This window comes from Acidovorax sp. 210-6 (genome assembly GCF_010020825.1).
Classification (GTDB): Bacteria; Pseudomonadota; Gammaproteobacteria; order Burkholderiales; family Burkholderiaceae_C; genus Simplicispira; species Simplicispira sedimenti.
On record NZ_JAACJE010000001.1, the window covers coordinates 3252596 to 3276086 of the forward strand.

At 67.3% G+C, this 23491-nt stretch carries 22 protein-coding genes; 9 read left to right on the forward strand and 13 right to left on the reverse strand.

Features of this window, described 5'->3' with window-relative positions; translation table 11 throughout:
* Window positions 1-18: 18 nt before the first annotated feature.
* From GWK50_RS15050 to GWK50_RS15075, 6 genes are all read right to left on the reverse strand, one after another.
* The gene (locus GWK50_RS15050; protein WP_162018137.1) at window positions 19-1536 is read right to left on the reverse strand and encodes a zinc-ribbon and DUF3426 domain-containing protein; all 1518 of its coding nucleotides are present in this window, start codon (window positions 1534-1536) and stop codon (window positions 19-21) included.
* 48 nt (window positions 1537-1584) lie between these two features.
* Entirely contained in the window at window positions 1585-2472 is an 888-nt protein-coding gene (gene prmA / locus GWK50_RS15055; RefSeq protein WP_162017181.1) for a 50S ribosomal protein L11 methyltransferase, read from the reverse strand.
* A gap of 46 nt (window positions 2473-2518) precedes the next feature.
* Window positions 2519-3868, reverse strand: a complete 1350-nt coding sequence (gene accC / locus GWK50_RS15060) for an acetyl-CoA carboxylase biotin carboxylase subunit (RefSeq protein ID WP_162017182.1) — start codon at window positions 3866-3868, stop codon at window positions 2519-2521.
* A gap of 177 nt (window positions 3869-4045) precedes the next feature.
* Window positions 4046-4507, reverse strand: a complete 462-nt coding sequence (gene accB / locus GWK50_RS15065; RefSeq protein ID WP_162017183.1) for an acetyl-CoA carboxylase biotin carboxyl carrier protein — start codon at window positions 4505-4507, stop codon at window positions 4046-4048.
* A gap of 119 nt (window positions 4508-4626) precedes the next feature.
* Entirely contained in the window at window positions 4627-5229 is a 603-nt protein-coding gene (locus tag GWK50_RS15070) for a TlpA disulfide reductase family protein (protein ID WP_242455394.1), read from the reverse strand.
* On the reverse strand, window positions 5226-5822 hold the full coding sequence (locus tag GWK50_RS15075) for a hypothetical protein (RefSeq protein WP_162017184.1): 597 nt from the start codon (window positions 5820-5822) through the stop codon (window positions 5226-5228). Before GWK50_RS15075 ends, GWK50_RS15070 begins: the two co-directional genes overlap by 4 nt.
* A 160-nt stretch (window positions 5823-5982) precedes the next feature.
* On the opposite strand from GWK50_RS15075, the gene mpl reads away from it, so the two are divergent.
* Window positions 5983-7410: a UDP-N-acetylmuramate:L-alanyl-gamma-D-glutamyl-meso-diaminopimelate ligase gene (gene mpl / locus GWK50_RS15080; protein WP_162017185.1), complete on the forward strand. Its 1428-nt coding sequence runs from the start codon at window positions 5983-5985 to the stop codon at window positions 7408-7410.
* 75 nt (window positions 7411-7485) lie between these two features.
* Here mpl and GWK50_RS15085 read toward each other — a convergent pair whose 3' ends face one another.
* The 6 genes from GWK50_RS15085 to GWK50_RS15110 form a co-directional block, all read right to left on the reverse strand.
* Complete coding sequence (locus GWK50_RS15085; RefSeq protein ID WP_162017186.1) at window positions 7486-7797, reverse strand: hypothetical protein; 312 nt, start codon at window positions 7795-7797, stop codon at window positions 7486-7488.
* Between the two features lie 39 nt (window positions 7798-7836).
* A complete protein-coding gene (locus GWK50_RS15090) occupies window positions 7837-8967 on the reverse strand; it encodes a 3-deoxy-7-phosphoheptulonate synthase (RefSeq protein WP_162017187.1) in 1131 nt (376 codons plus the stop codon).
* A gap of 228 nt (window positions 8968-9195) precedes the next feature.
* Window positions 9196-9738: a hypothetical protein gene (locus tag GWK50_RS15095; RefSeq protein WP_162017188.1), complete on the reverse strand. Its 543-nt coding sequence runs from the start codon at window positions 9736-9738 to the stop codon at window positions 9196-9198.
* A gap of 245 nt (window positions 9739-9983) precedes the next feature.
* Window positions 9984-11468 (reverse strand): metalloprotease TldD, encoded by a 1485-nt coding sequence (gene tldD, locus GWK50_RS15100; RefSeq protein ID WP_162017189.1) that lies wholly within the window; start codon window positions 11466-11468, stop codon window positions 9984-9986.
* Between the two features lie 35 nt (window positions 11469-11503).
* Complete coding sequence (rodA, locus tag GWK50_RS15105; protein ID WP_162017190.1) at window positions 11504-12676, reverse strand: rod shape-determining protein RodA; 1173 nt, start codon at window positions 12674-12676, stop codon at window positions 11504-11506.
* Window positions 12677-12714: 38 nt separating this feature from the next.
* Window positions 12715-15135, reverse strand: coding sequence for a serine/threonine protein kinase (locus GWK50_RS15110; protein WP_162017191.1), 2421 nt, complete (start codon window positions 15133-15135; stop codon window positions 12715-12717).
* A 95-nt stretch (window positions 15136-15230) separates the two neighbouring features.
* Here GWK50_RS15110 and GWK50_RS15115 point away from each other — a divergent pair, with 95 nt between their 5' ends.
* The 5 genes from GWK50_RS15115 to mtgA are packed head-to-tail and all read left to right on the forward strand — an operon-like array spanning window position 15231 to window position 20390.
* On the forward strand, window positions 15231-15815 hold the full coding sequence (locus tag GWK50_RS15115) for a YqiA/YcfP family alpha/beta fold hydrolase (protein WP_162017192.1): 585 nt from the start codon (window positions 15231-15233) through the stop codon (window positions 15813-15815).
* Window positions 15816-15852: 37 nt separating this feature from the next.
* Complete coding sequence (locus GWK50_RS15120) at window positions 15853-17931, forward strand: RNB domain-containing ribonuclease (RefSeq protein WP_162017193.1); 2079 nt, start codon at window positions 15853-15855, stop codon at window positions 17929-17931.
* Window positions 17928-18791: a TonB family protein gene (locus GWK50_RS15125; RefSeq protein WP_162017194.1), complete on the forward strand. Its 864-nt coding sequence runs from the start codon at window positions 17928-17930 to the stop codon at window positions 18789-18791. Before GWK50_RS15120 ends, GWK50_RS15125 begins: the two co-directional genes overlap by 4 nt.
* Window positions 18788-19642, forward strand: coding sequence for a shikimate dehydrogenase (gene aroE / locus GWK50_RS15130; RefSeq protein ID WP_162017195.1), 855 nt, complete (start codon window positions 18788-18790; stop codon window positions 19640-19642). Before GWK50_RS15125 ends, aroE begins: the two co-directional genes overlap by 4 nt.
* Before the next feature lie 13 nt (window positions 19643-19655).
* On the forward strand, window positions 19656-20390 hold the full coding sequence (gene mtgA / locus GWK50_RS15135; RefSeq protein WP_162017196.1) for a monofunctional biosynthetic peptidoglycan transglycosylase: 735 nt from the start codon (window positions 19656-19658) through the stop codon (window positions 20388-20390).
* Between the two features lie 11 nt (window positions 20391-20401).
* Here the strand turns inward: mtgA and GWK50_RS15140 are convergent, their stop codons facing one another.
* Window positions 20402-21022 (reverse strand): LysE family translocator, encoded by a 621-nt coding sequence (locus GWK50_RS15140; RefSeq protein WP_162017197.1) that lies wholly within the window; start codon window positions 21020-21022, stop codon window positions 20402-20404.
* A 114-nt stretch (window positions 21023-21136) separates the two neighbouring features.
* Here GWK50_RS15140 and GWK50_RS15145 point away from each other — a divergent pair, with 114 nt between their 5' ends.
* The 3 genes from GWK50_RS15145 (at window position 21137) to GWK50_RS15155 (ending at window position 23488) form a co-directional block, all read left to right on the forward strand.
* The gene (locus GWK50_RS15145) at window positions 21137-22153 is read left to right on the forward strand and encodes a helix-turn-helix domain-containing protein (protein WP_162017198.1); all 1017 of its coding nucleotides are present in this window, start codon (window positions 21137-21139) and stop codon (window positions 22151-22153) included.
* 95 nt (window positions 22154-22248) lie between these two features.
* Complete coding sequence (locus GWK50_RS15150; RefSeq protein ID WP_162018139.1) at window positions 22249-22716, forward strand: low molecular weight protein-tyrosine-phosphatase; 468 nt, start codon at window positions 22249-22251, stop codon at window positions 22714-22716.
* Between the two features lie 43 nt (window positions 22717-22759).
* Complete coding sequence (locus GWK50_RS15155) at window positions 22760-23488, forward strand: lysophospholipid acyltransferase family protein (RefSeq protein WP_162017199.1); 729 nt, start codon at window positions 22760-22762, stop codon at window positions 23486-23488.
* The last annotated feature ends 3 nt before the right edge of the window (window positions 23489-23491 follow it).

The following is a 23491-nucleotide window of genomic DNA, read 5'->3' on the forward strand; positions in this document are numbered from 1 at the left end:
CCAGTGGCGACCTGGAAATCAGGGATAAAAAGCCACCACCCGGTAGCCTGTGATGCGGACCCCTGTGGCGCTGAGCACCAGGGTGCGCGAAACACTCCATTCACCATGGGCCGCCAATTCCTGCGGTGCGTTCCAATGCGCTGGCAAGAGCACACGGCGCAGCACCGGCTGGTCTGCGGCATCCGTCAGGGTCAGCTCCACGGCAGGCATCGCTACCGCGATGGCCGAACGGTTCTTGAGCACGAGCGAGAACTGGTATTCGTCACCGCGCAGTTTCTGAAATGAGGAACTGTCCACTTCGACCGCAGCAATGTCACGCCTCGGCGCCAACACGCAGCCCCACTGGCGGCACAAGGCCTCCAAGCCCGGCCGCAGCGCAGGCACACGCGCTGCCAGATCATCCCGCTCCCGCACCGCCACCTGCGCAGCGAGCAAGGCCACGGACGCCAGAAGCACCACGGACAACGCTGCCCTCACCCAGGGTTTGCGCCAGAAGGCCTTGCGCCGGGCCGCGCGCATGAACGACAACTCTTGCACCCCTGGTTCGGCAGCATCGGCGTCGTGGTCGAGGCCCTCTGGCCGGGAATCTTCCGCCGTGGCCTGCTCCACAGCCATCGGGGACTGCGCAGGGATTTCGGTTGGCACCGCAGCGCGGGCGTCGGGGTCCGGCACCTTGGTTAGTGGTGGCTCCTGTGTGGCGCCCTTCTTGGGCTCGGTGGGTGGCACCACCGTTTCTTCGGCCTCAGCCACGGGCAAAGAGGGGGGGCGCGGCGTCGAGCGCAAAGGCGCGAAGGCCCGGTCTGAGGCCTTGGGCAACAACTCCAGTGGCGGCACCTCCGGCAGCGGCGCAAATGCCGCTTGCGCCCCATCGGAGCCCGTGTCTGGCACTGGCAATTCATACCCCGCCGAGGATGGGGCAGGCAATTCGATGGAGGGCCACTCGATCACGCCGCCATCCTCTTCTGCCCGAGGCTGCATGACAGGCGCGGCCGCCTGGGACTGCGCGGCAGGCACTTCCTGGGGTGGACGTGTGGACGCGCCGACGGCGAGCAGCGAAGGCAACACCTCTGCTGCACCAACAGGCTGCGCCCCTTCCACCAAAAAAGCAGGCACCACCGGCTCGGGGACATGCAAAACCGAGGGAACGGGTGGCGGCGCGGCTGGAGGCGGTGGCGACTGCACCGGAGGCTCGTGGGCGGCAACGGCACCCGCCGAATCGCTGGGCGCAGTGGTGGAAGCCGATACCGGGCGCTCCGGCCGAGAAGCAGCTTCCGCCACGCGCGCGGGCGCTGACTCCGGGGCACCCCAGAGCCGCTCTACAGGCTCCGCGCGCCGCACGGGCGCAGGCGGCGGGCGCAGGCGATCGAGCGCCATGTCTGGCAGCAAGGGGGCCGGAGCGGTCGCCTGCAGATGGGCCGAGGCATCGAACACCTGCTGGCAGCTTCCACAGCGCACCCACCCGTCCGAGATGCGCAACTGGTCTGCCACCACCTTGAACAGGGTTCCACAGGATGGGCAGCGGGTGGTCTGGCTCATGGGCTGTGGATTGTAGGGCCGGCTCACCGCCTTCGGCACTGTGGCGCGTCAGCGCCGGGCCGTCATCAGGATCCAGCCGTCTTCCTGGTCGGCCACCGTGAGCTGAACCCAGGGGGCGTAGGCCTGCATCAATTCGTCGGCCTGCCGCTCCAGAATGCCCGCCAGCACCAGGTGCCCGCCTTCGGCCACATGGCTACACAGCAGCGGCGCCAGCACGCGCAGGGGCGTGGCAAGAATATTGGCCAGCACGGTCTGGTAGCTGCCCTGGGCGAGCTCGGGCAAGCCCGTACGCAACTGCACGCCATTGGCCTGCGCATTGAGTGCCGCAGACTCCACGGCCGCCGGGTCGATGTCCACCGCATCGATGTCCGTGGCGCCGAACTTGGCCGCACCAATGGCCAGAATGCCCGAGCCGCAGCCATAGTCCAGCACCCGGCCCAATGCGGCCGGGGAGCCTTGGCGCGCGATCCAGCGCAGACACATGCGCGTGGTGGGATGCGTACCGGTGCCGAACGCCAAGCCGGGGTCCAGACGAATCACCCGCTGCGCCTGCGCGGGCGGCTCGTGCCAAGTGGGCACGATCCAGAAATCGGGCGTGATGTCCACCGGCGCAAACTGTGACTGCGTCAGTCGCACCCAGTCCTGGTCCTGCAGCGGCGCCAGCGCCACCACGGTGCAGCCTTCAAAAAAGTCCTGCACTGCCAACAGCGCCTGTGCTTCGAGCGCCGCCTCCTCGGTGGCAAACAAGGCCACCACCTTGCTGCGCTGCCAACCTGCCTGGGGCGGCGGCATGCCGGGCTCGCCAAAGAGCGCCTGCTCGGCGTCGGTCTGCGCGTCGGCATCTTCGACCGACACGCTGAGCGCCTCCAGCGCTTCCAACGCCTCGCTCAAGGTTTCCACCCGGTCTTGCGGGCACAGCAGGCTCAGTTCATGCATGTTCAGGTTTCCCGCAAATGGCACCCGGCATGGGCACCTGCTTCACTCAGCGCTGGCGCTGGGACAGCCACTCTTCCAGGTAGTGGATGTTGGTGCCGCCTTCCATGAACTTGGCGTCCACCATCAGTTCGCGGTGCAGGGGCACGTTGGTGTTGATGCCTTCGATCACGGTCTCGGAAAGGGCTGTGCGCATGCGCGCCAACGCCTGCTCGCGCGTGTCGCCGTGCACGATGAGCTTGCCGATCATCGAGTCGTAGTTGGGCGGCACAAAATAGTTGGTGTAGGCGTGGGAGTCCACGCGCACGCCCGGCCCGCCCGGCGCATGCCACATCGTGATCCGCCCGGGGGAAGGTGTGAACTTGTACGGATCCTCGGCGTTGATCCGGCATTCGATCGCGTGGCCACGGATCTCGATCTGGCGCTGGGTGAAGGGCAGCTTCTCGCCCGCAGCCACCATGATCTGCGTCTTGACAATGTCCACCCCGGTGATCCATTCGGTCACCGGATGCTCCACCTGCACGCGGGTGTTCATTTCGATGAAGTAGAACTCACCGTTCTCGTAGAGAAACTCGAACGTGCCCGCGCCCCGATAGCCGATCTTCTTGCACGCAGCCACGCAGCGGTCGCCAATGCGATCGATCATTCGACGCGGAATACCGGGAGCAGGCGCCTCCTCGATCACCTTCTGGTGGCGCCGCTGCATGGAGCAGTCGCGCTCGCCCAGGTACACGGCGTTGCGGTGCTTGTCGGCCAGGATCTGGATCTCGATGTGGCGCGGGTTCTGGAGGAATTTCTCCATGTAGACCGCCGGATTGCCAAACGCGGCACCCGCTTCGGCCTTGGTCATCTGTACCGCGTTGATGAGTGCCGCCTCGGTGTGCACCACGCGCATGCCGCGCCCGCCACCGCCACCTGCGGCCTTGATGATGACGGGATAGCCAATGGCCTTGGCGATGCGCTTGATCTGCACCGGATCGTCAGGCAGTTCGCCATCCGATCCCGGCACACAGGGTACGCCTGCCTTGATCATGGCCTGCTTGGCCGACACCTTGTCGCCCATGATGCGGATCGACTCCGGCGTGGGGCCGATGAACTGAAAGCCGCTGCGCTCCACGCGCTCGGCAAAGTCGGCGTTTTCCGACAGGAAGCCATAGCCGGGGTGAATGGCCTCGGCGTCGGTCACCTCGGCCGCCGAGATGATGGCCGGCATGTTGAGGTAGGACAGCGGCGAGGGTGCAGGGCCTATGCAGACGGCCTCCTCGGCCAGCTTGACGTACTTGGCGTCACGGTCAGCCTCGGAATAAACCATCACCGCCTTGATGCCCAGTTCATGGCAGGCACGCTGGATACGGAGGGCGATTTCGCCGCGATTGGCGACCAGAATCTTTTTAAACATGTTGTTTGTCCACCATGCGACGTGATGAATGCGAATGCGGCGCCTGCAATTGAAGCGCCCCGCACAAGGGCCAGCAGCACTCCCATGTTCGGGCATCGGCGGTATCTCCCCTCCCGGAGGCGGCAGCCCCGCGAGACATGGGAGAAGCTGCACAGCCGCTCACGGGCTTGCTCCCCATCACTCGATCACGAACAGGGGTTGACCGTACTCCACTGCCTGGCCGTTCTCACCCAAAATGCGCGTGACCGTGCCGCTCTTGTCGGCCTCGATCTCGTTGAGAATCTTCATGGCCTCGATGATGCAGAGCGTCTCGCCTTCCTTGACCTGGCTGCCCACCTCGACAAAGGGCTTGGCACCAGGGCTGGAGGAACGGTAGAACGTTCCCACCATGGGCGACTTGACCACATGGCCCTTGACCTCGGCCACCGCCGGAGCGGGCAACTCAGCCACCGGAGCCGCAGCGGGCTGCGCTGGGGCGGCGGCTGCGGGCGCAGGGGCGGCTGCGGGGACATACTGCTGGACCACGGTGGGGCCGCTCTTGACGATGCGAACCTTGCCCTCGGCCTCGGTGATTTCCAGTTCGGAGACGTTGGACTCCGAGACCAGGTCGATCAGGGTCTTGAGTTTTCGCAGATCCATGTGAGCTTCCTCAGCAAAACTGAACAGGGCGCGAATGTACCCCAATTCACGCCATCTTTGGCCTACGACCGACTTTTTAATTCAATAGCCGCCAACTACAGACCATAGGCCAGCGGCCATCAGCCCAGGCGCAGCCAGGCGCGCAGGTCACCGTCGGTCACCTGTCCCATTTTACGATGCAAGATGCGCCCATCTGCACCGAACAGCACCGAAAACGGCAGGCCGCCATGCAGATTCCCCAGAGAACGCGCCAGCTCTATGCCACCCTGCCCCGCCATGGCCACAGGGAATGTCACCGGCGAGCGCTCCAGGAATCCTTTGACGGATGCAAGCTGATCGACCGCAATTCCAAGCACCTTCCAGTTTTTTGACGCATTTTCACGGTAAAAACCATCCAGCAAGGGCAGCTCTGCAATGCAGGGAGGGCACCAGGTCGCCCAGAAGTTCACCAACAGCGGATTGCCGCGCAGCGACTGCACGGACAGGGTCTCGCCCACGGGTGTTTCAAAGCTGCGATCCCAAAAAGCACTGCCCGCGTCCTGTTCTGCTGCCGTGGGGCGACCACGCCACCAGGCCCAGCCGCCCCCGGCGGCGGCTGACGCCACACCCACGCCCGCCAGCAGCGCCCATTGCCGACGCGACAGCAGTGGAACCTCCCCTGCCGCCGCCTTCATCTCGGCCTGGGCCGGGTCTTGCGCTTCTTCCGTCATACGCTGATTCACGTTTCGTTCTCCAACAAGCGGCGCACCGCCTGCACATCACCCCGTGGCGGGCGGCCCTTGCGGTCCAGACGCAGCGCACCGCGCAGATCGTCCAGGTCGTACACCAGCAGGTGCACTCCGACCACCAACCCGAGCGAACGCTGCGGGCAGGCCACACTGAGGACGTCCACCGCCTGGCCATGCAAACCCGGCACCGAGCCAGGCTCGTAGTTCACGCCCTGGTTGATCAAGGCAATCTCGGCCGATTTCGGATCATCGCAGAACAACTGCAGGTAAATGTCCGACAGCCGCGTGGCCGTGCCGTGCCACACGGCTCCGCCAAGGTGGGGTCGAAAAGCGGCCAAGCGCTCCATCCACTCCAGCGCCAGCGCACGCAGGGCACGCAACTCGGTCGGCTGGGTGTCTGCGCAATAGAGGGCAATGTGCTCGCGCACCGCGTCCTCGACCACATCGTTGTCCGGCAAAGGGCTGCGCGCCGGCAGGCCCAGCAGCTTGACCGCCCGCCGCTTGGCGGGACCATACTCCAGCCCCTCCTCCACCACCATGCGGGCGGCGGCCTGGGCAATTTCAGCGTCAAGGGGCAAGGAGGTCATAGCAAGCGCATTGTGACGGCTGCGCGGTCCGGACCGGGCGATCTCCCCGCGCAGCCCAGGGCCGCCCCGGTTGTTCAGGCAAAAAAATGCTATTATTTTTATAGCTATTTGCGCAATTAGAATGCGCCTTGAATGCCAATTTCATTCAAAGAATTCATCCATGCACATCCATATCCTGGGCATTTGCGGAACCTTCATGGGCGGGCTGGCCGCACTGGCGCGCGCGGCGGGCCACCGCGTCACGGGCTGCGACGCAGGCGTTTACCCTCCCATGAGCGACCAACTGCGCGCACTGGGCATCGACCTGATCGAGGGCTACAGCGCCGACCAGCTGGCGCTGCAGCCTGACCTGTACGTCATCGGCAACGTCGTGAGCCGGGCGCGCCTGGCCGACGGCAGCCCCAAGTTCCCCCTGATGGAAGCCATTCTGGACAGTGGCGCCGCCTATACCAGCGGCCCCCAGTGGCTCAGCGAGCATATCTTGCAAGGACGCCATGTGCTGGCCGTGGCGGGCACGCATGGCAAAACCACCACGACCTCGATGCTGGCCTGGATCCTGGAATGCGCGGGTCAGGAGCCAGGCTTTCTGGTGGGTGGGGTGCCGCTGAACTTCGGCGTTTCGGCCAGGCTGGGCGCCGCCCGGCGGCCCCAGCCCGGCGCTGGTCCCAAGGGCGAGGCACCGCTGTTCGTGATCGAAGCCGATGAATACGACACCGCTTTCTTCGACAAGCGCAGCAAGTTTGTCCACTACCGGCCACGCACCGCCGTGCTGAACAACCTGGAATTCGACCACGCCGACATTTTTGACGACCTGGCCGCCATCGAGCGCCAGTTCCACCACCTGGTGCGGACCGTACCGCCCTCGGGCTGCGTGGTGGCCAACGGCCTGGAAGAAAGCCTGACCCGCGTGCTGCACCAGGGCTGCTGGAGCCCGGTGCTGACTTTTGGCGCGGAAGTGAGCGACTTCACCGCACAGGGGGAGCCGCACGACTTTGCCGTGCTGCAACAAGGCCGCAAAGTCGCGCAGGTGCAATGGGCACTGGGCGGCGTACACAACCAGCTCAACGCGCTGGCCGCCATCGCGGCAGCCCACCATGTGGGTGTGGCACCGCAGGATGCAGCCCAGGGCCTGGCCCGCTTTGAGAACGTGCGCCGCCGCATGGAGCGGCGCGGCATGGTACGCGGCATCACTGTGTACGACGACTTTGCCCACCACCCCACGGCCATGCGCACCACACTGGACGGCTTGCGGCGGCAGGTGGGAAGCAGCGCGCGAATCCTGGCCGTTTTCGAGCCACGCAGCAACACCATGAAGCTGGGCACCATGAAAGCGCAGTTGCCCTGGGCACTGGAGAGCGCCGATCTGGCGTTCTGCCACACCGCTGGGCTGGACTGGGATGCCGCCGCAGCGCTGGCACCCCTGGGCACCGGCCCCGGTGGCCGCGCACAAACGGCCCCCAATGTGGAGCACCTGGTGGCCCAGGTGGTGCAGGCCGCGCAAGCGGGCGATCACATCGTCTGTATGAGTAACGGCGCCTTTGGCGGCGTGCACGAGCGCTTGCTGCAAGCGCTGGGCAAAGCCCATTGATGCGGTCCGCGCCGCATTAGCTATTATTTTTGTAGCGCTCTGCGCCCTATCGATGGGCGCAAAGCACCTATTCCATCAGTAAGCGATGGTCATTCCCTGCAGGTCAATACGCACCACAGGGCGCGACAGCGCTGCAGTCACTGCGCGTGCAAACTGGCCCAGCCACTCGCGATCGCCCAGCCGGGAGACGCCCGCATCCCGCGCCACCACCAGCACCTTGTCGGCCAGCAGCACCTTGCCGCTGGCACGCAGAGGCTCGCACTCCATGGCAGTGAATTCGCCATCGAGCCAGAGCCGCGCCTCTTCGTGCGCCATGGGTGCGACGCCATCGAGTTCGAAACGAAATTCCTGACTTTGACCCAGGGAAACCGTCACTACGCTATGCATGAAATGCCTTTCAGTGGGGGATAAGAAACAGCCGCTAGCTTACACCTTGGCACGCTGGCGGCGCGCCAGAACGGCCTGAGACAGGTCGGCCAGCGCGTGGAGCGAGTCGTCCCAGCCCAGGCAGGCGTCGGTGATGCTCTTGCCGTATTCCAGTGCACCGGGCTGGTCCTTGCCCGGCGTGAACTTCTGCGCGCCTGCCACCAGATGGCTTTCGATCATGACGCCAAACACGTTGTGCGAGCCCGCAGCGATCTGAGCGGCAATGTCCCCCGCCACGTCGCGCTGCTTCTGGTGCTGCTTGCTGCTGTTGGCGTGGCTGCAGTCCACCATCAGCGTCGGCAGAAGCTTGGCGGCTTCCAGTTCCTTGCAGGCGGCGGCCACACTGGTCGCATCGTAGTTGGGCGCCTTGCCGCCACGCAGGATGACGTGGCAGTCCTTGTTGCCCTTGGTATTGACGATGGCGACCTGGCCATTCTTGTGCACCGACAGGAAGTGATGACCCCGGCTGGCCGACTGGATGGCGTCGGTGGCAATACGGATGTTGCCGTCCGTGCCGTTCTTGAAGCCGATCGGCGCCGACAGGCCCGAGGCCAGCTCGCGGTGCACCTGGCTCTCCGTCGTGCGCGCACCGATGGCACCCCAGGCGATCAGGTCGCCGATGTACTGGGGCGAGATCACATCCAGGAACTCGCTGGCCGCCGGCACGCCCAGGCGGTTGATCTCAATGAGCAACTGGCGTGCGATGCGCAGCCCCTCGTCGATGCGGTAGCTCTCGTCCAGATAGGGGTCATTGATGAGGCCCTTCCAGCCCACGGTGGTGCGCGGCTTCTCGAAGTACACGCGCATCACGATCTCCAGCGTGTCCTGGTACTGGGCGCGCACTTCCTTCAGGCGGCGCGCATAGTCCAGCGCAGCCGCCGGGTCATGGATGGAGCACGGGCCGATCACCACCAGCAGGCGGTCGTCCTTGCCGTGCATGATCTGGTGGATGGTCTTGCGCGTCTGGGTGATCAACTGCTCCACCGCCGTGCCACGGATCGGGAAGAAGCGAATCAGGTGTTCGGGAGGGGGCAGCACGGTGATGTCCTTGATGCGTTCGTCGTCGGTCTCGCTGGTTTTCTCGACGCTTTGGTACCAGGCATCACTGGCGCTCAGGGCTTTGGGGCTCATGGGGTGCTTTCTGTGAGAAGTGGAAAGGGAAAACGCTCAAAAACAAAAAACCGCCGGGCTTTGCAGCTTCGGCGGTTGGGTGGGAAGTGTCTGGGTGCTCGCGCGCTCGCCTCTCATCCGCCTGGGACCGAGAACCAAAACCAAAAGTAAAAAGCGAAACGCGATGGCATAGGGGTCGAATGTAGCATATTTGCGTTGCACTGCAGTATCGCGCCCGCGCCCGGCATTTCAGCCACGCAGCCGCTTCCACCAGGCCGCCATGCGCATCCAGGGCGTGGCGCTGGGAGGTGGCGAAGACTCCGGCACACCGCTGAGCAGGCTGGTGCCGCCCTGCTCATACATATCGATGAGCAACACCCCCTCGCCCAGGGTGCGCCAGGCCAGCAGTTCCACACGGTCAAAAGCGGCGCCTTCGCGGCTGCTGCGGCGCTCCAGCGCCTTGAGCCAGTCTTCGGCCGCCCTGCGCAGTTCGCGCAGAGCACTCTGGTAGGCACCGAACTCGTACAACGCATGCCAGGCCGAGCCAAGCCCGGTGATGAAACGCTGGTGCTCACGCACCGTACCCACCAGGCCTTGCGCATGCTGCGTGACCAGCGCCGCCTCGTGGCGCGCATGGCGCACCTTGACGGCCTCGTCGATCACCTGGGCCAAAGCACCCACGCTGTCGCGCATCTGGCGCGAATCCTCGTCCGCCACGCCCTCGCGCAGAAAACGGCTGATATCGCCAAATGTCTGGAGCGTTTGCAAGGACAAGGGGCGAGAGGCAGCCATGGCACGATTGTCCAACCTTCCCCCGCCATGCGCACCGGCCACCGACGCCCCCAGCCCCGAGGTGGTGCATGGCCGCAACACCTGCGGGCCCTTCCGCCCCAAACCCCAGTAGCGGGCGCGGCCCCACCAGGGCTCCCGCGCAAGGGCCGCCCCGCAGCGCAGGGAGCGTCCCCCTGTCCGAATTGCGCAGCAATGCGAGAGCGGGGGGAAGGTGCCGAAGGCGACAAGGGGGGTGCCCCCTCCACCTATGCCGTGCCGCCCACCGTCAGCCCGTCGATGCGCAGGGTGGGCTGGCCCACGCCCACCGGCACGCTCTGCCCTTCCTTGCCGCAGGTGCCCACGCCGCTGTCCAGGCGCATGTCGTTGCCGATCATGCTGACCTTCTTGAGCGATTCCGGGCCGCTGCCCACGATGGTGGCGCCCTTGACGGGGTAGAGGATCTTGCCGTTCTCCACCCAGTAGGCCTCGCTGGCCGAAAACACAAACTTGCCCGAGGTGATGTCCACCTGCCCACCACCAAAGTTGGTGGCATAGAGGCCCTTGCGGATGCTGGCAATGATCTCCTTCGGGTCCTTGTCCCCCGCCAGCATGTAGGTGTTGGTCATGCGCGGCATGGGAATGTGGGCATAGCTTTCACGCCGGCCATTGCCGGTGGGCGCCACGTTCATCAGGCGGGCATTCATGCGATCCTGGATGTAGCCGCGCAGAATACCGTCCTCGATCAGCACATTGCAGCCGCTGGGCTGGCCCTCGTCGTCCACATTGAGCGAGCCGCGCCGGTCGGCCAGCGTGCCGTCGTCCAGCACGGTCACGCCCTTGGCGGCCACGCGCTGGCCGATGCGCCCGCTGAAGGCACTGGAGCCCTTGCGGTTGAAGTCGCCCTCCAGCCCGTGGCCCACGGCCTCGTGCAGCAGGATGCCGGGCCAGCCGGGCCCGAGCACCACCGTCATTTCGCCGGCCGGCGCGGGTCGGGATTCCAGGTTGACCAGTGCGGTGTTGACCGCCTCTTCCACATAACGCCCGATCTGGACGTCGTCGAAATACGCCAGGCCGAAACGCCCGCCCCCGCCCGCAGAGCCCACCTCCCGGCGACCGCCCTGCTCCGCAATCACCGTGACGGACAGGCGCACCAGCGGGCGCACATCGGCGGCCAGGGTGCCATCGGCACGCGCTACCAGCACCACGTCGTATTCGCTGGCCAGCCCGGCCATGACCTGCACCACGCGCGGATCGCGGGCACGGGCGCGCTGCTCCACCTTCTCCAGCAACGCCACCTTGGCCGTGCTGTCCAGCGTGGCAATCGGATCGACGGCCGGGTACAGGCTGCGGCTTTTGGCCACCTTGCGTGCCTTGGCAGCCACCCGCGCGGAATGCCCCGCCGCCGCAATGCTGCGCACCGTGCGTGCAGCGTCCAACAGGGAGGCTTCGGAGATGTCGTCCGAATAGGCGAAGGCCGTTTTTTCTCCGCACACGGCACGCACGCCCACCCCCTGGTCGATGGAAAACGAGCCGGTCTTGACAATGCCTTCCTCCAGGCTCCAGCCCTCGCTGCGTGTGGTCTGGAAGTACAGGTCGGCATCGTCCACGCGGTGGGCGCGGATCTCTGCCAGGGCCCGTGCCAGGTGGCTTTCGTCCAGGCCAAAAGGGGCCAGGAGACACTGCTGGGCCTGAGCGATGCGATCAATGGTGGGCGCGCTGCGCGGCGCGCCAAGGGTGGGGCGAGAGGTCATCCGCAGGATTTTAGGCGGCCACGGCCCAGTGCGCCTCAGGCCACCACCGGTTTGCCGGGAACCGGCAGGCGCTGCGCCCGCGCAATCGACATGAGAATGCCCAGCGCCAGGCCCAAGGTCACCATGGCCGTGCCCCCGTAGCTCACAAACGGCAGTGGCACCCCCACCACGGGAAGCATGCCACTGACCATCCCCATGTTCACAAACGCATAGGTGAAGAAGATCATGGACACCGCGCCTGCCATGAGTCGGCCAAACAGCGTTCCCGCGCCCATGGCAATGGCCAGGCTTCGCCAGACGAGCATCAGAAAACCGAACACCAACACGAGGTTGCCCAGCAGCCCGAACTCCTCGGAGTAGGCGGCAAAGATGAAGTCCGTGGTGCGCTCCGGAATGAACTCCAGGTGCGTCTGCGTCCCCGCCATGAAGCCCTTGCCAAACACCCCGCCGGAGCCGATGGCAATCATGCCCTGGATGATGTGGAACCCTTTGCCCAGGGGGTCGCGCGTGGGATCCAGCAGCGTGCAGATGCGCTGCTGCTGGTAATCATGCAGGATGGGCCAGCGCACGCCGTCGGCACACCAATCGTCGCCCATCGCCACCAGCACGGCAATGCCGACCAAACCCAGCACCACGGGCGGCAGCACCAGCCTCCAGGGCAGGCCGGCGAAATAGATCACGGAAAGCCCTGCTGCCAGCACCAGCAGCGACGTGCCCAGATCGGGCTGCTTCATGATCAGCCCCACGGGCAGCGCCAACAACAGCCCCGCCACGACAAAGTCCAACGGACGCAACTGCCCCTCGCGCCGCTGGAACCACCAGGCCAGCATCAGCGGCATGGCAATCTTGAGAATCTCGCTGGGCTGGATGACGATGCCTACGTTGACCCAGCGCTGCGCCCCCTTCTTGGTGATGCCGAACAGGGCCACCGCCACCAGCAAAGCCACCCCTGCCAGGTACAGCGGCACGGCAAACGCCATGATGCGCTGGGGTGGCACCTGGGCCACCAGGAACAAAATGCCCGCTGCGATCAGCATGTTGCGCCCATGGTCCACAAACCGTGTACCGTGGTCATAGCCCGCCGAATACATGGCGACCAAGCCCACGCCTGCCAGCATGAGGACAATGGCCACCAGCCAGCCGTCAAATCCCCTGAACAAGGGGAGGACGCGTTGCAGCAGTGTGGGCTTGTCGATCGTGGTGGCCATCCCGCGATTATCGCGGCCAGCGCGCAGCCCCTCCAGGGTCAGGTCCGCTGGCGAAACGCCATGACGGCCTGGTTGCGCAGCGTGCGCAGCAGCCCCAGCACCTTGTCATCCACCGCCAGGGCGCCGGGGCGCTCCTGGTCCGCATAGATCAGCGCAAACGGCCGCCCCTTGATCTGCAGGGGCAGCAGCAAGAAGGTGGGCGCATTGAGCCCCTTGCGGTACCACGCAGGAAGACGCTCCTGCATGCGGGCCTCGGTGGCGTCGCTGATGAGGGTATCGGCCCCACGCAGACAGACCGCGGTGAACAGGTCGGCGGTTTCGCGCAAGGGCACCGCCAGGGAACGCACCGCCGCTTCGCTGCCCTCCCCCAGCCCGAAGCGTCCCGTGAGCACGTCGGTGCGCGCATCACGCAGGGCAAACACGATGCGGCGCGCACCCAGCGCGCGGAACATGGCCTCCAGAATCATGCGCAGCACATCGTTGAGCGCAAAACCCTCGTTGACCATGGCATTGGTCACATCCTGGATGCCGGCCGACAGCACGTCCGCCATCTGCGCCTGGGCCTGGGGGCCACTGACAGGGGCCTGCACCGTCAGCGGCTGGGTGGCATGGGGATGGAGCTCGTGCGGCGCCAGCTCATCGCTGGCGGCGGCATCCACCACCGGCGCAGGCAAGCGCAGCAGACGTGCGGCGGCACTGTCGGGGGCCACCTGCAACTCCAGCGCCTGCGCCAGCGCCACCAACTGCTGGCGCGCGCGCAAGGTCGCATCGGCAAAGGCTTGTGGCTCCAGGGCCAGGGTGCGCGACCATTCCGAACCCAGCTTTTGCAGGCGAGCGTCCAACTGCTGCGGCTCCGTCTGCAGGATGGCCGTGGCCACTTCATTGGCCGCCCGCGCCAGCCAGCGCAGGCCCTCGGCCCCTTTTTCGGGCGGGCGGTGGGGCGGCGCCCCCAGCGGTTTGCGAATGCAGCGCTGCAAGGTTTCGGGCAGGCCCCACACCCGCGCCACGCCAGCGCCCAGGTCCTCCAACCCCAGCCCCAGCACCTGCATCGCGGCCGCCTCCTCCTCAGTGCCCGCCGCCACGGCGGTGCGGATCTGCGCCGCCTCTTCGGCGAAGTAGAAGGAACACAGCATGCGGCCCAGGTTCTGGAACAGTGCACCGATGAACGACTCCTCCGACATGGCCGCGCCACCCAGCTCGGAGGCCAGCGACGCAGCCATCATGGCGCGCAGAAACTCCTCGCGCATCTGCCCCGCATGCTGCCTGTCCTGCATGTGCTCCAGCAACACCAAGCCCAGCGCCATGTTGCGCACGGCATTGAAGCCCACCAGGCTGACTGCGCGCGAGACCGTACTGACCGAGCCTTGGCTGGCATGCGCAAACAACACGCTGTTGACCAGACGCAGCAGCTTGTGCGTCAGTGCCACGTCCTTGAGGATTTCGCGTGTGAGGTCGCTGATGCTGTCGTCCTCGGAGCTGGCCACGCGCTGGATGCGCGCCACCGAATCCGACAGCGCCGGAAAGTCGCTCTTGTGGCGCATGCGCCGCAGCAAAAAGTCCAGCGTGGCGTTGCCCGCTGTGGTGGAGGCACTCACCGGTGCGGCCCAGGCCTGCAGCGCATCGCGGAACTCCGCTGCCGAGGCATAGCGCTGCGCCGGGTCACGGGCCAAGGCGTGCTGCAGGATGGCGCGCAAGGCATCGTCCACACCGCTGCCCAGGTCTTCGGGCAGTTCGATGCGGTCGTTGGCAATGCGGTACAGGGCCTGCCAGGTATCGGTCTGGTGGATCAGGGGGCGGCCCGTCAACAGCTCCACCAGCACCAGCGCGGCAGAGTAGATGTCCATCGCAGGCGCGGGCGGCATGCTGGCCGTGGCCTCGGGCGCCATGTAGGCCGGGGTGCCGCTGGCCAACTGCGCATCGGGCGTGCTGGCCACGGCGGCAGCCAGGCCAAAGTCCATGACACGGGCGTTGCGCTGGGCGTCCACCATCACGTTCGAGGGTTTCAGGTCGCGGTGCACGATGCCCGCCGCGTGGGCCGCCTGCAGGCCGTCGAGCACATCCACCACCAGGGACACCGCGTCGTGTGGCGCACAGCGCCCCTGCCGCTCCAGGTGCTCGGCCAGCGTGCAGCCGGGCACATATTCAAAAACGATGTAGGGCTGCTGGCCCTGCACATCGGCCTCGAACACGGGCACGATGTGCGGATGCGCCAGGCGCCCCACATGGCGTGCCTCACGCAGCCAATGCTCCAGCACCGCGGCGGCGTCCTGCCCCTGCACCGGCGGCAGCAGCTTGATGGCCACCTCGCGCTGCAGGCGCGGATCGTGTGCCAGCCACACGCTGGCCTGCGCCCCCTTGCCCAGCAGGCGCCTGAGTTCAAAGCGCCCCACGGCGGCAGGCTGTGCACTGCCCCCGGTCAGCAGGCGCTTGGCAGTGGAGAGCGGGGCAAAATCGGGCATCGTGGGCCTGGGTTTGTAACAGTCTGTTCGCACATCTTATGCCTGCGCTTGCGCTTTGTACCAGTGTTTGCACCGGCTCCTCTTTTTGTCGCACCATGGCCACAACCCATCTGCTCTACCCGCACGGTTTTCGCTCCTCCCCCCAGTCTGCCAAGGCCCGGCGCATGGCGCAGCATGTGGCCCAGCACCACCCAGGACTGCACTTCTGGTGCCCCCAGCTCCCCCCCTCGCCGCGCCTGGCCATGGAGCAGGTGGCCCAGGGCATCGCCCAATGGCCGCGCGGCCAGATGGCCGTGGTGGGCTCTTCACTGGGCGGTTATTACGCCACCTGGGTGGCACACCAGGCCCACTGTCCGAGTGTGCTGCTGAATCCGGCGGTGAACCCGGCCCGCGACCTGGAGCGCTACATCGGCGAACAAACCGCCTGGCACCAGCCCGAGGAGCGTTTTTTCTTCCGGCCCGAGTACGTGCAGGAGTTGCGCGCGCTGGACCTGCGCGGCCAGCCCCCGGCCGGGCCCGAACTGGCCATCATCGCCAAGGGAGACGAAGTGCTGGACTGGCGCGAGATGGTGGCACGCTACCCCCAGGCCCGGTTGCGCCTGCTGGAAGGCGGAGACCATGCGCTGAGCGACTTCGACACGCACCTGGACGCCATCGTGGACTTCCTCGAACTGGCCTGACCCCTCCCTGCGGCAAGCCCATGGGACAATCGCGCCCATGTACGCATTGTTTGAAGAAGCCAGCAAGTTCCTGGCTGGCCGCATCCTGTCCGAAGCCGAGACCTCAGCCCAGATCGAGCTCGATTCCGGCAAACGGGTCAAGGCCAAGGCCGCCCACATCCTGCTCAAGTTCGAAAAGCCCGCCCCCGCCGAACTGGTGGCCCAGGCCCAGGCCGTGGCTGCCACCATCGAGCTGCCCCTGGCTTGGGAATTCGCCCCCGAGGAGGAATTCGGCTTTGCCGACCTGGCGCGCGACTACTTTTCCACCAGCGCCACGCTGGCCGAGCAGGCCGGCGCGCTGTTCGCGCTCTACGATGCGCCGCACTACTTCCGCCGCGCCGGCAAGGGCCGCTTCAAGAAAGCCCCGGCCGAAATCCTGCAGCAGGCACTGGCCGCCATCGAGAAGAAAAAGCTGGTGATGCAGCAGATCGCCGACTGGGCCGAGCAACTGGGCCAGGGCGAGTGCCCGCAGCCCATCCGCGACCAGCTCTACAAAATCCTGTTCCGCCCCGACAAGAACGCGCCCGAATACAAGGCCGTGGTCGAGGCCAGCCGCGCCACGCACACCGCGCCGCTGGCGCTGTTGCAGAAGGCGGGCGCCATCGATTCGAGCTACCAGTTCCACTGGAAGCGCTTCCTGTTCGACTTCTTCCCCAAGGGCACGGGCTTTCCCGCCGTCGCCGCGCCCCAGCCACCGGCAGACCTGCCGCTGGCCCCCGTGCAAGCCTATTCCATCGACGACTCGCAGACCACCGAGATCGACGACGCGCTCTCGGTGCAGGGCCTGGGCACGGGCACCGTCACGCTGGGCATCCACATTGCCGCACCGGGCCTGGCCATCCAGCCCGGCGGCGACCTGGACAAGCTGGGCCGCACGCGCCTGTCCACCGTCTATATGCCGGGCTACAAGATCACCATGCTGCCCGACGCCGTGGTGCAGATCTATACCCTGGACGAAGGCCGCGCCAACCCGGCCGTGTCGCTCTACGCGACCATCGACGAGCAGACCCTGGAGATCACCGCCACCGAAACGCGCCTGGAGCGCGTGCCCGTGGCCGTGAACCTGCGCCACGACCAGCTCGACCACATCGTCACCGAGGCCTGGCTGCAGGACCTATCGATTCAGGTCGAAAACACGCCCCAGGCCTTGCTGGACCGGCGCGAGCAGCTATCCTTTTTGTACCGCCTGGCACTCAAACTGAAGGCCGGGCGCGAGCTGGTGCGAGGCAAGCCCGAAACCTTCAACCGCCCCGACTACACCTTCCGCCTGCACGGCAACGACGGTGCCGAGCCGCAGGGCACGGAGCAGGTCACCATCGGCACGCGCAAGCGCGGCGCGCCGCTGGACCTGATCGTGGCCGAGGCCGCCATCGTCGCCAACAGCACCTGGGGCCAGATGCTGGCCGAACACGGCGTGCCTGGCATCTACCGCAGCCAGGCCAGCCTGGCACCGGGCGTGAAGGTGCGCATGGGCACCAAGGCCCTGCCGCACGCGGGCATCGGCGTGAAGAGCTATGCCTGGGCCACCTCGCCGCTGCGCCGCTACACCGACCTGGTGAACCAGTGGCAGATCATTGCCTGCGCGCGCCACGGCAAGACCGCCGCACTGGCCGCGCCGTTCAAGCCCAAGGACGCCGACCTGTTCTCCATCATCAGCAGCTTCGACGCCGCCTACAGCGCCTACAACGGCTACCAGGCCGGCATGGAGCGCTTCTGGACGCTCAAGTACCTGGAGCAGAACGGCATCACCGAGCTGGAAGCCACCGTCTTCAAGGAAGGCCCCGGCGGCAGCTTTCTGGTGCGCGCCGATGCGCTTCCGCTGGTCTTCCCGGTGCTGGGCGCGCAAAACCTGCCGCGCGGCGCGCGCATCCGCGTGCGCCTGGGCGAGGTCGATGAGATCGCGCTGGACGTGCACGGCACCCTGATCGAGCGCCTGGACGACCCTGCGGACCCGAGCGACGACGGCCCCGTGGACGAGGCCGAGGACGACGAAGCCCTGCAGGCCGGCCCCATCGCCATTGCCGTGGACGTCAACGAGCCCGAGGCCGGCGCAAGCACCGATAATCCCTCCCCGTGAAACCGCTGACTTCCTTCCTCTCCCAGTGGAACACGCTGCAGCTGACGCTGGGCGTGTCGGTGGCGCTGCATGCCGCCGTGCTCTCGGTGCGCTTTGTCGATCCCGCAGGGTTTGACCGCATGTTCCAGGACACGCCGCTGGAGGTCATCCTGGTCAACGCCCAATCCACCGAGAAGCCCGACAAGGCCCAGGCCATTGCCCAGTTCTCGCTGGCCGGGGGCGGCGACGCCGACAAGGGCCGCGCCACCAGCCCCCTGCCCTACTCGGCACTGACCACCGTGGGCGACGACTTCGAGGAAGCCCAGCGCAAGATGGACGCGCTGCAGGAGCAGCAAACCCTGCTGCTCGCCCAGTTGCGCAAGGACATTGCCGCGCTGCCCGCACCCGACCCGCGCAAGCCTGCGCAGAACGCCCAGGAGGCAGCCGAGCAGGAGCGCCGCCGCCAGCTCATCAAGATGCTGGCCGAGATCGAAAAGCGCATCAACGAAGAAAACTCCCGCCCCAAGAAGCGCTACATCAGCCCCGCCACGCGCGAGGAGGTGTACGCCGTCTATTACGACCAGCTGCGCCGCAAGGTCGAGGACAAGGGCACGGTCAACTTCCCCGAATACGGCGGCAAGAAGCTCTACGGCGAGCTGGTCATGATCCTCACCGTCAACCACGACGGGCGCGTGCTCGGCACCGAGATCGTGCAGGGCTCGGGCAACTCGCGCCTGGACCGCCAGGCCGAAGCCATTGCCGTGGGCGCCGGGCCGTTCGGCAGCTTCAACCCCGACATGCGCCAGAAGGCAGACCAGATCGCCGTGGTCTCGCGCTTCAGGTTCACCCGCGACCAAACGCTGGAAACCTCCGTCCGATGACCCGCCCCACCGACCTGTACTGCGTCATGGGCAACCCGGTGGAGCACAGCCGCTCGCCGTGGATCCACGCCCGCTTTGCCGAACTCACGGGCCAGCGCCTGGTGTACGAGCGCCGCCTGGTGCCGCTGGACGGCTTTGCCCAGGCGCTGCGCGACTTCGCCCTGGCAGGCGGGCGCGGCTGCAACATCACCGTGCCCTTCAAGCTCGAAGCCGCGCAGGCCGCCACCGTGCGCAGCGAGCGCGTGCAGCTGGCCGGCGCAGCCAACACCCTGCGCTTCATCGATGGCGCCATCCATGCCGACAACACCGACGGCCTGGGCCTGGTGGCCGACATCGAACACGGCGCCGGCTTCGCCCTGGCCGGGCGCGACGTGCTGCTCGTCGGCGCGGGCGGCGCCGCCGCCGGGGCCCTGGGCCCGCTGCTGGCCGCCGGGCCGCGCCGCGTGGTGGTGGCCAACCGCACGCTGGAGCGCGCGCAGGCGCTGGTGCAATCGCATGCCGCGCTTGCAGCGCTACAAAAAACAGAGCTATCAGCGCAGTCCCCACAAGCGCTGGAGCATGATTTTGATCTCATCATCAACGCCACGGCCAGCAGCCTGGCCGGCGCCGAGGTGCCCGTGCCCGCGCGCGTGCTGCGCCCCGGCAGCCTGGCCTACGACATGATGTACGGCCCCGCCGCCGAGGGCTTTCTCGGCTGGGCGCGCCAGCACGGCGCGACACCGCGCGACGGCCTGGGCATGCTGGTGGAGCAGGCGGCCGAGGCCTTCCGCATCTGGCGCGGCGTGCGCCCGCCCAGCGGCCAGGTGCTGGCCGAGCTGCGCGCCCTGATGGCCACACCCGCCGCGCACTGAGCGCCCACCGCCCATGAAAGCCCTGCTGCGCTGGATCGGCCTCGTCGCGTTCGCGGTGCTCGCGCTGGAGCTGTTCTTCGTGCTGCGCATCGCCGCCATGGCGGTGGTGAATCCCGAATCCACCACCTTCCAGCGCTCCGAGGCCTGGGCGCAGCTTGCCAGCACCGGTCAGGTGCGCTGGCGCCAGCAATGGGTGCCCTACGCGCAGATATCCAGCCACCTCAAGCGCGCCGTGATCGCCTCGGAGGACGACGGCTTCGTCAACCACGAGGGCGTGGACTGGAACGCCATCGAAAAGGCCTGGGAGCGCAACGCCAAGGCCGAGGCACTGATCGCCAAGGCCCAGGCCCGCGCACCCGACAAGCCGGTGCGCGCACCCAAGATCCGCGGCGGCTCCACCATCACCCAGCAGCTGGCCAAGAACCTGCTGCTCTCGGGCGAGCGCACCCTGGTGCGCAAGGGCCAGGAATTTTTGCTCACGCTGGCGCTGGAGCAGTTCCTGACCAAGGAGCGCATCCTGGAGATTTACCTCAACAACGTGGAATGGGGCAACGGCGTCTTCGGCGCCGAGGCCGCCGCGCGCCACTACTACCGCAAGAGCGCCGCCGACCTCGCCCCGCACGAGGCCGCGCGCCTGGCCGTCATGCTGCCCGCGCCCAAGCGCTTCGAGAAGACGCCGAACTCGGCCTATCTGAGCGGGCGCACGCGCACCATCCTGGCGCGCATGGGGAGCGCCGAGCTGCCCTGACGCTCAGCGCCTCAGTTCGTCAGCGGCAGCGCTGCCCCCATCACCGCGAACAGCACGCCGCAGCCCTGGTTGAAGCGCCGCCCCACGCGCCGCAGCCAGGGGCGCACGCGGTGCGCCAGGCTGGCGAGGCCGAACTCGACCACGCACTCGATCATGCAGAACGTGCCCGCCATCACCACGTATTGCAGCCACAGGCTGCGCCCCGGCTCGATGAACTGCGGCAGGAAGGCGCCGTAGAACAGCAGGGCCTTGGGGTTGGAGATGGCTGCGAGCAGCCCCTGGCGGAACATCACCGAGCGGCGCACGGGGCCGTGCTGGCCGTCGATCTCGGGCATGTCCAGCTGCAGCGGCGGGGCGCGCCAGAGCTGGATGCCCAGCCACACCAGGTAAGCGCCGCCGCCCCATTTGAGCAGCACCAGCGCGTCGGCCGAGGCGCGCAGCAGTGCGCCGATGCCCAGCATGGACAGGCCAATCAGCAGCGCGAAACCCAGGGCGCCGCCTGCGATGGTCCAGAGCGTGCGCCGGCGCCCGTGCAGTGCGCCGTGCGCCAGCACCAGCAGGCTGTTGGGGCCGGGCGTGAGCGACAGGCCCACCGACGCCAGCAGATACACCCACCACAGGGACCAGGCCATTGCTGCACTCCGAAAAGAACGTTCCAGACGCCGTGCAGTCTAGGCCGGTGGTACGCCATTGCCATGCTCCGATCTGGCTTATATTGCGACCGATCTGGACATTTTCTCACCTGCATGGCCGCGCATCCCTCCCACGAACCGGCGCCGCAGCGGCCCGACGTGCGCCTGCTGCTGCTGCCGCTGCCAGAGTTCACGCTGTTGCCGTTCGGCGGCTTCCTGGACAAGCTGCGCTTTTCGGCCGACGACGCGGACCGCAGCCGCCAGCGCCACTGCGCCTGGACGCTGCTGGGCCTCGACGCGCAGCCCGTCACCTCCAGCAGCGGCGTGCGCGTGGAGATCGACGCCACGCCCGCCGATGTGGACTGGCGCGCGTTCGACTACCTGGTGGTGTTCGGCAGCCGCACGGTGGAAAAGTCCATGGCCTTGGCCGCCGCCTATGCGCCCGTGCTGCGGGCCGCCAGCCGCCACGGACTGCCGCTGGTGGCCATCGACAACGCCAGCTTCCTGCTGGCGCGGGCCGGGCTGCTGCGCGGCCACGAGGTGGCGCTGCACTGGCGCCACGTGGCCGAGTTCCGCAGCGCCTTCCCGCGCATCGCGGTGCGCGGCGAACTGATCTACTGCTTCGACCGCGACCGCATCACCTGCGCCGGCGGCACCGCCGCCATCGACATGGCGGTGGAGCTGCTGGCGCGGCACTGCGGCCGGGCACGCGCCTGCAAGGGCCTGGCCGACATGCTGGTGGACGAGCCCCGCCACCCCGCGCACCCCCTGCGCTCGATGGAGGGCGACCCGCGCCTGGGCCGGCACCTCTCGCGCGCCATCGCGCTGATGCGCAGCGCGCTGGGCGAGCCCATGGGCATTCCCGAACTGGCACGGCGCATCGGCATCGGGCGCCGCCACCTGGACCGGCTGTTCCAGGAGCGCTTTGGCGTGAGCGCGCACGAACACTGGACCCGGATGCGCCTGGAGCATGCGCAATGGCGCGTGCAGCACTCCCACCACAGCCTGGCGTCCATCGCCGGCGAGGTGGGCCTGGCCAGCGCCGCCAGCCTGGGCCGGCTGATGCGCCAGCACCTGGGCCAGAGCCCCGGCGCGCTGCGCGCACAGCGCGCCGCTTCGCCATCCCCTTGAACCTTTTTCCTGTCCGCCCCATGCCTCACGCCCCTTCACTACCCGCCCTGCCCCACCTGGCCCAGCGCACGGAGCCCGGCCCCGTCCGCGTCCTCATGGTCTGCATGGGCAACATCTGCCGCAGCCCCACCGCCCACGGCGTGCTGGAAAAACTGGTGGCCGACGCCGGCCTGGCCGCACAGGTCACCGTGGATTCGGCCGGCACGCATGGCTACCACGTGGGCGAGCCGCCCGACGAGCGCGCCCAGCAGCATGCCGCGCTGCGCGGTTATGACCTCTCGGCGCAGCGCGCGCGCCGCCTCGTGGCCCGCGATTTCGAGGAATTCGACCTGGTGCTGGTGATGGACGCAGCCAACGAAGCCCATGCCCGCCCGCTGTGCCCACCCGGACAGCACCACCGCCTGCTGCGCCTCACGGATTTCTGCACCACCGTGCAGGCCTACGAGGTGCCCGATCCCTACTACGGCGGCGCGGCGGGCTTCGAGCAGGTGCTCGACATCGTGGAAGACGCCTGCCGGGGCCTGCTCGGCGTGCTGGCGCCCGCCACCGGGAGCCGCCCCTAACGGTTGCCTGCGCGCCGCCCTGTTCGCCCCCTATCATCCCCCCATGCTTGCCAAGTTGATGGGTTTCTTCCTGCTGGGCCTGGTGCGCGTGCTCACCGGCTCGCAGGCACGCTGGTACGGTTGCCCGCCCAAGGCGGAGCAGCGCATCTACTTTGCCAACCACCAGAGCCATGCTGACCTGGTGATGATCTGGGCCGCACTGCCCGAGGAGCTGCGCAGCATCACCCGCCCCATCGCCGCGCGCGACTACTGGACGAAATCGCCTTTTCGGCAATGGATCACCACCGCCGTGTTCAACGCCATTTACGTGGAGCGCCAGGCGGCCACGCCGCCCACGGCCCCGGCCGCTGCGGTCGTTGCCGACAGCGCCCAGCCCGGCGGACTCGACCCGGCCAGCGAAGCACCACCCCCGCCCAGCCCCGAGGCCCTGCGCGCCGCGCTGCCCGAGGGCGACCCGCTCGCGCCGCTGGTGCGCGCGCTGGAAAGCGGCGACTCGATCATCATCTTCCCCGAGGGCACGCGCGGCCATGGCGATGACCCGCAGCCCTTCAAGTCGGGCCTGTTCCGGCTGGCGCAGATGTTCCCCCAGGTGGTGCTGGTGCCGGCCTGGATCAACAACGTACAGCGCGTCATCCCCAAGGGCGAAGTGGTGCCGGTGCCCATCCTGTGCTCGGTGACCTTCGGCGCGCCCATCCAGCTGGAGCCCGGCGAGGAACGCCGCCCGTTCCTCGATCGCGCGCGCCGCGCCGTCATGGCCTTGAGGGAGGTGTGACGC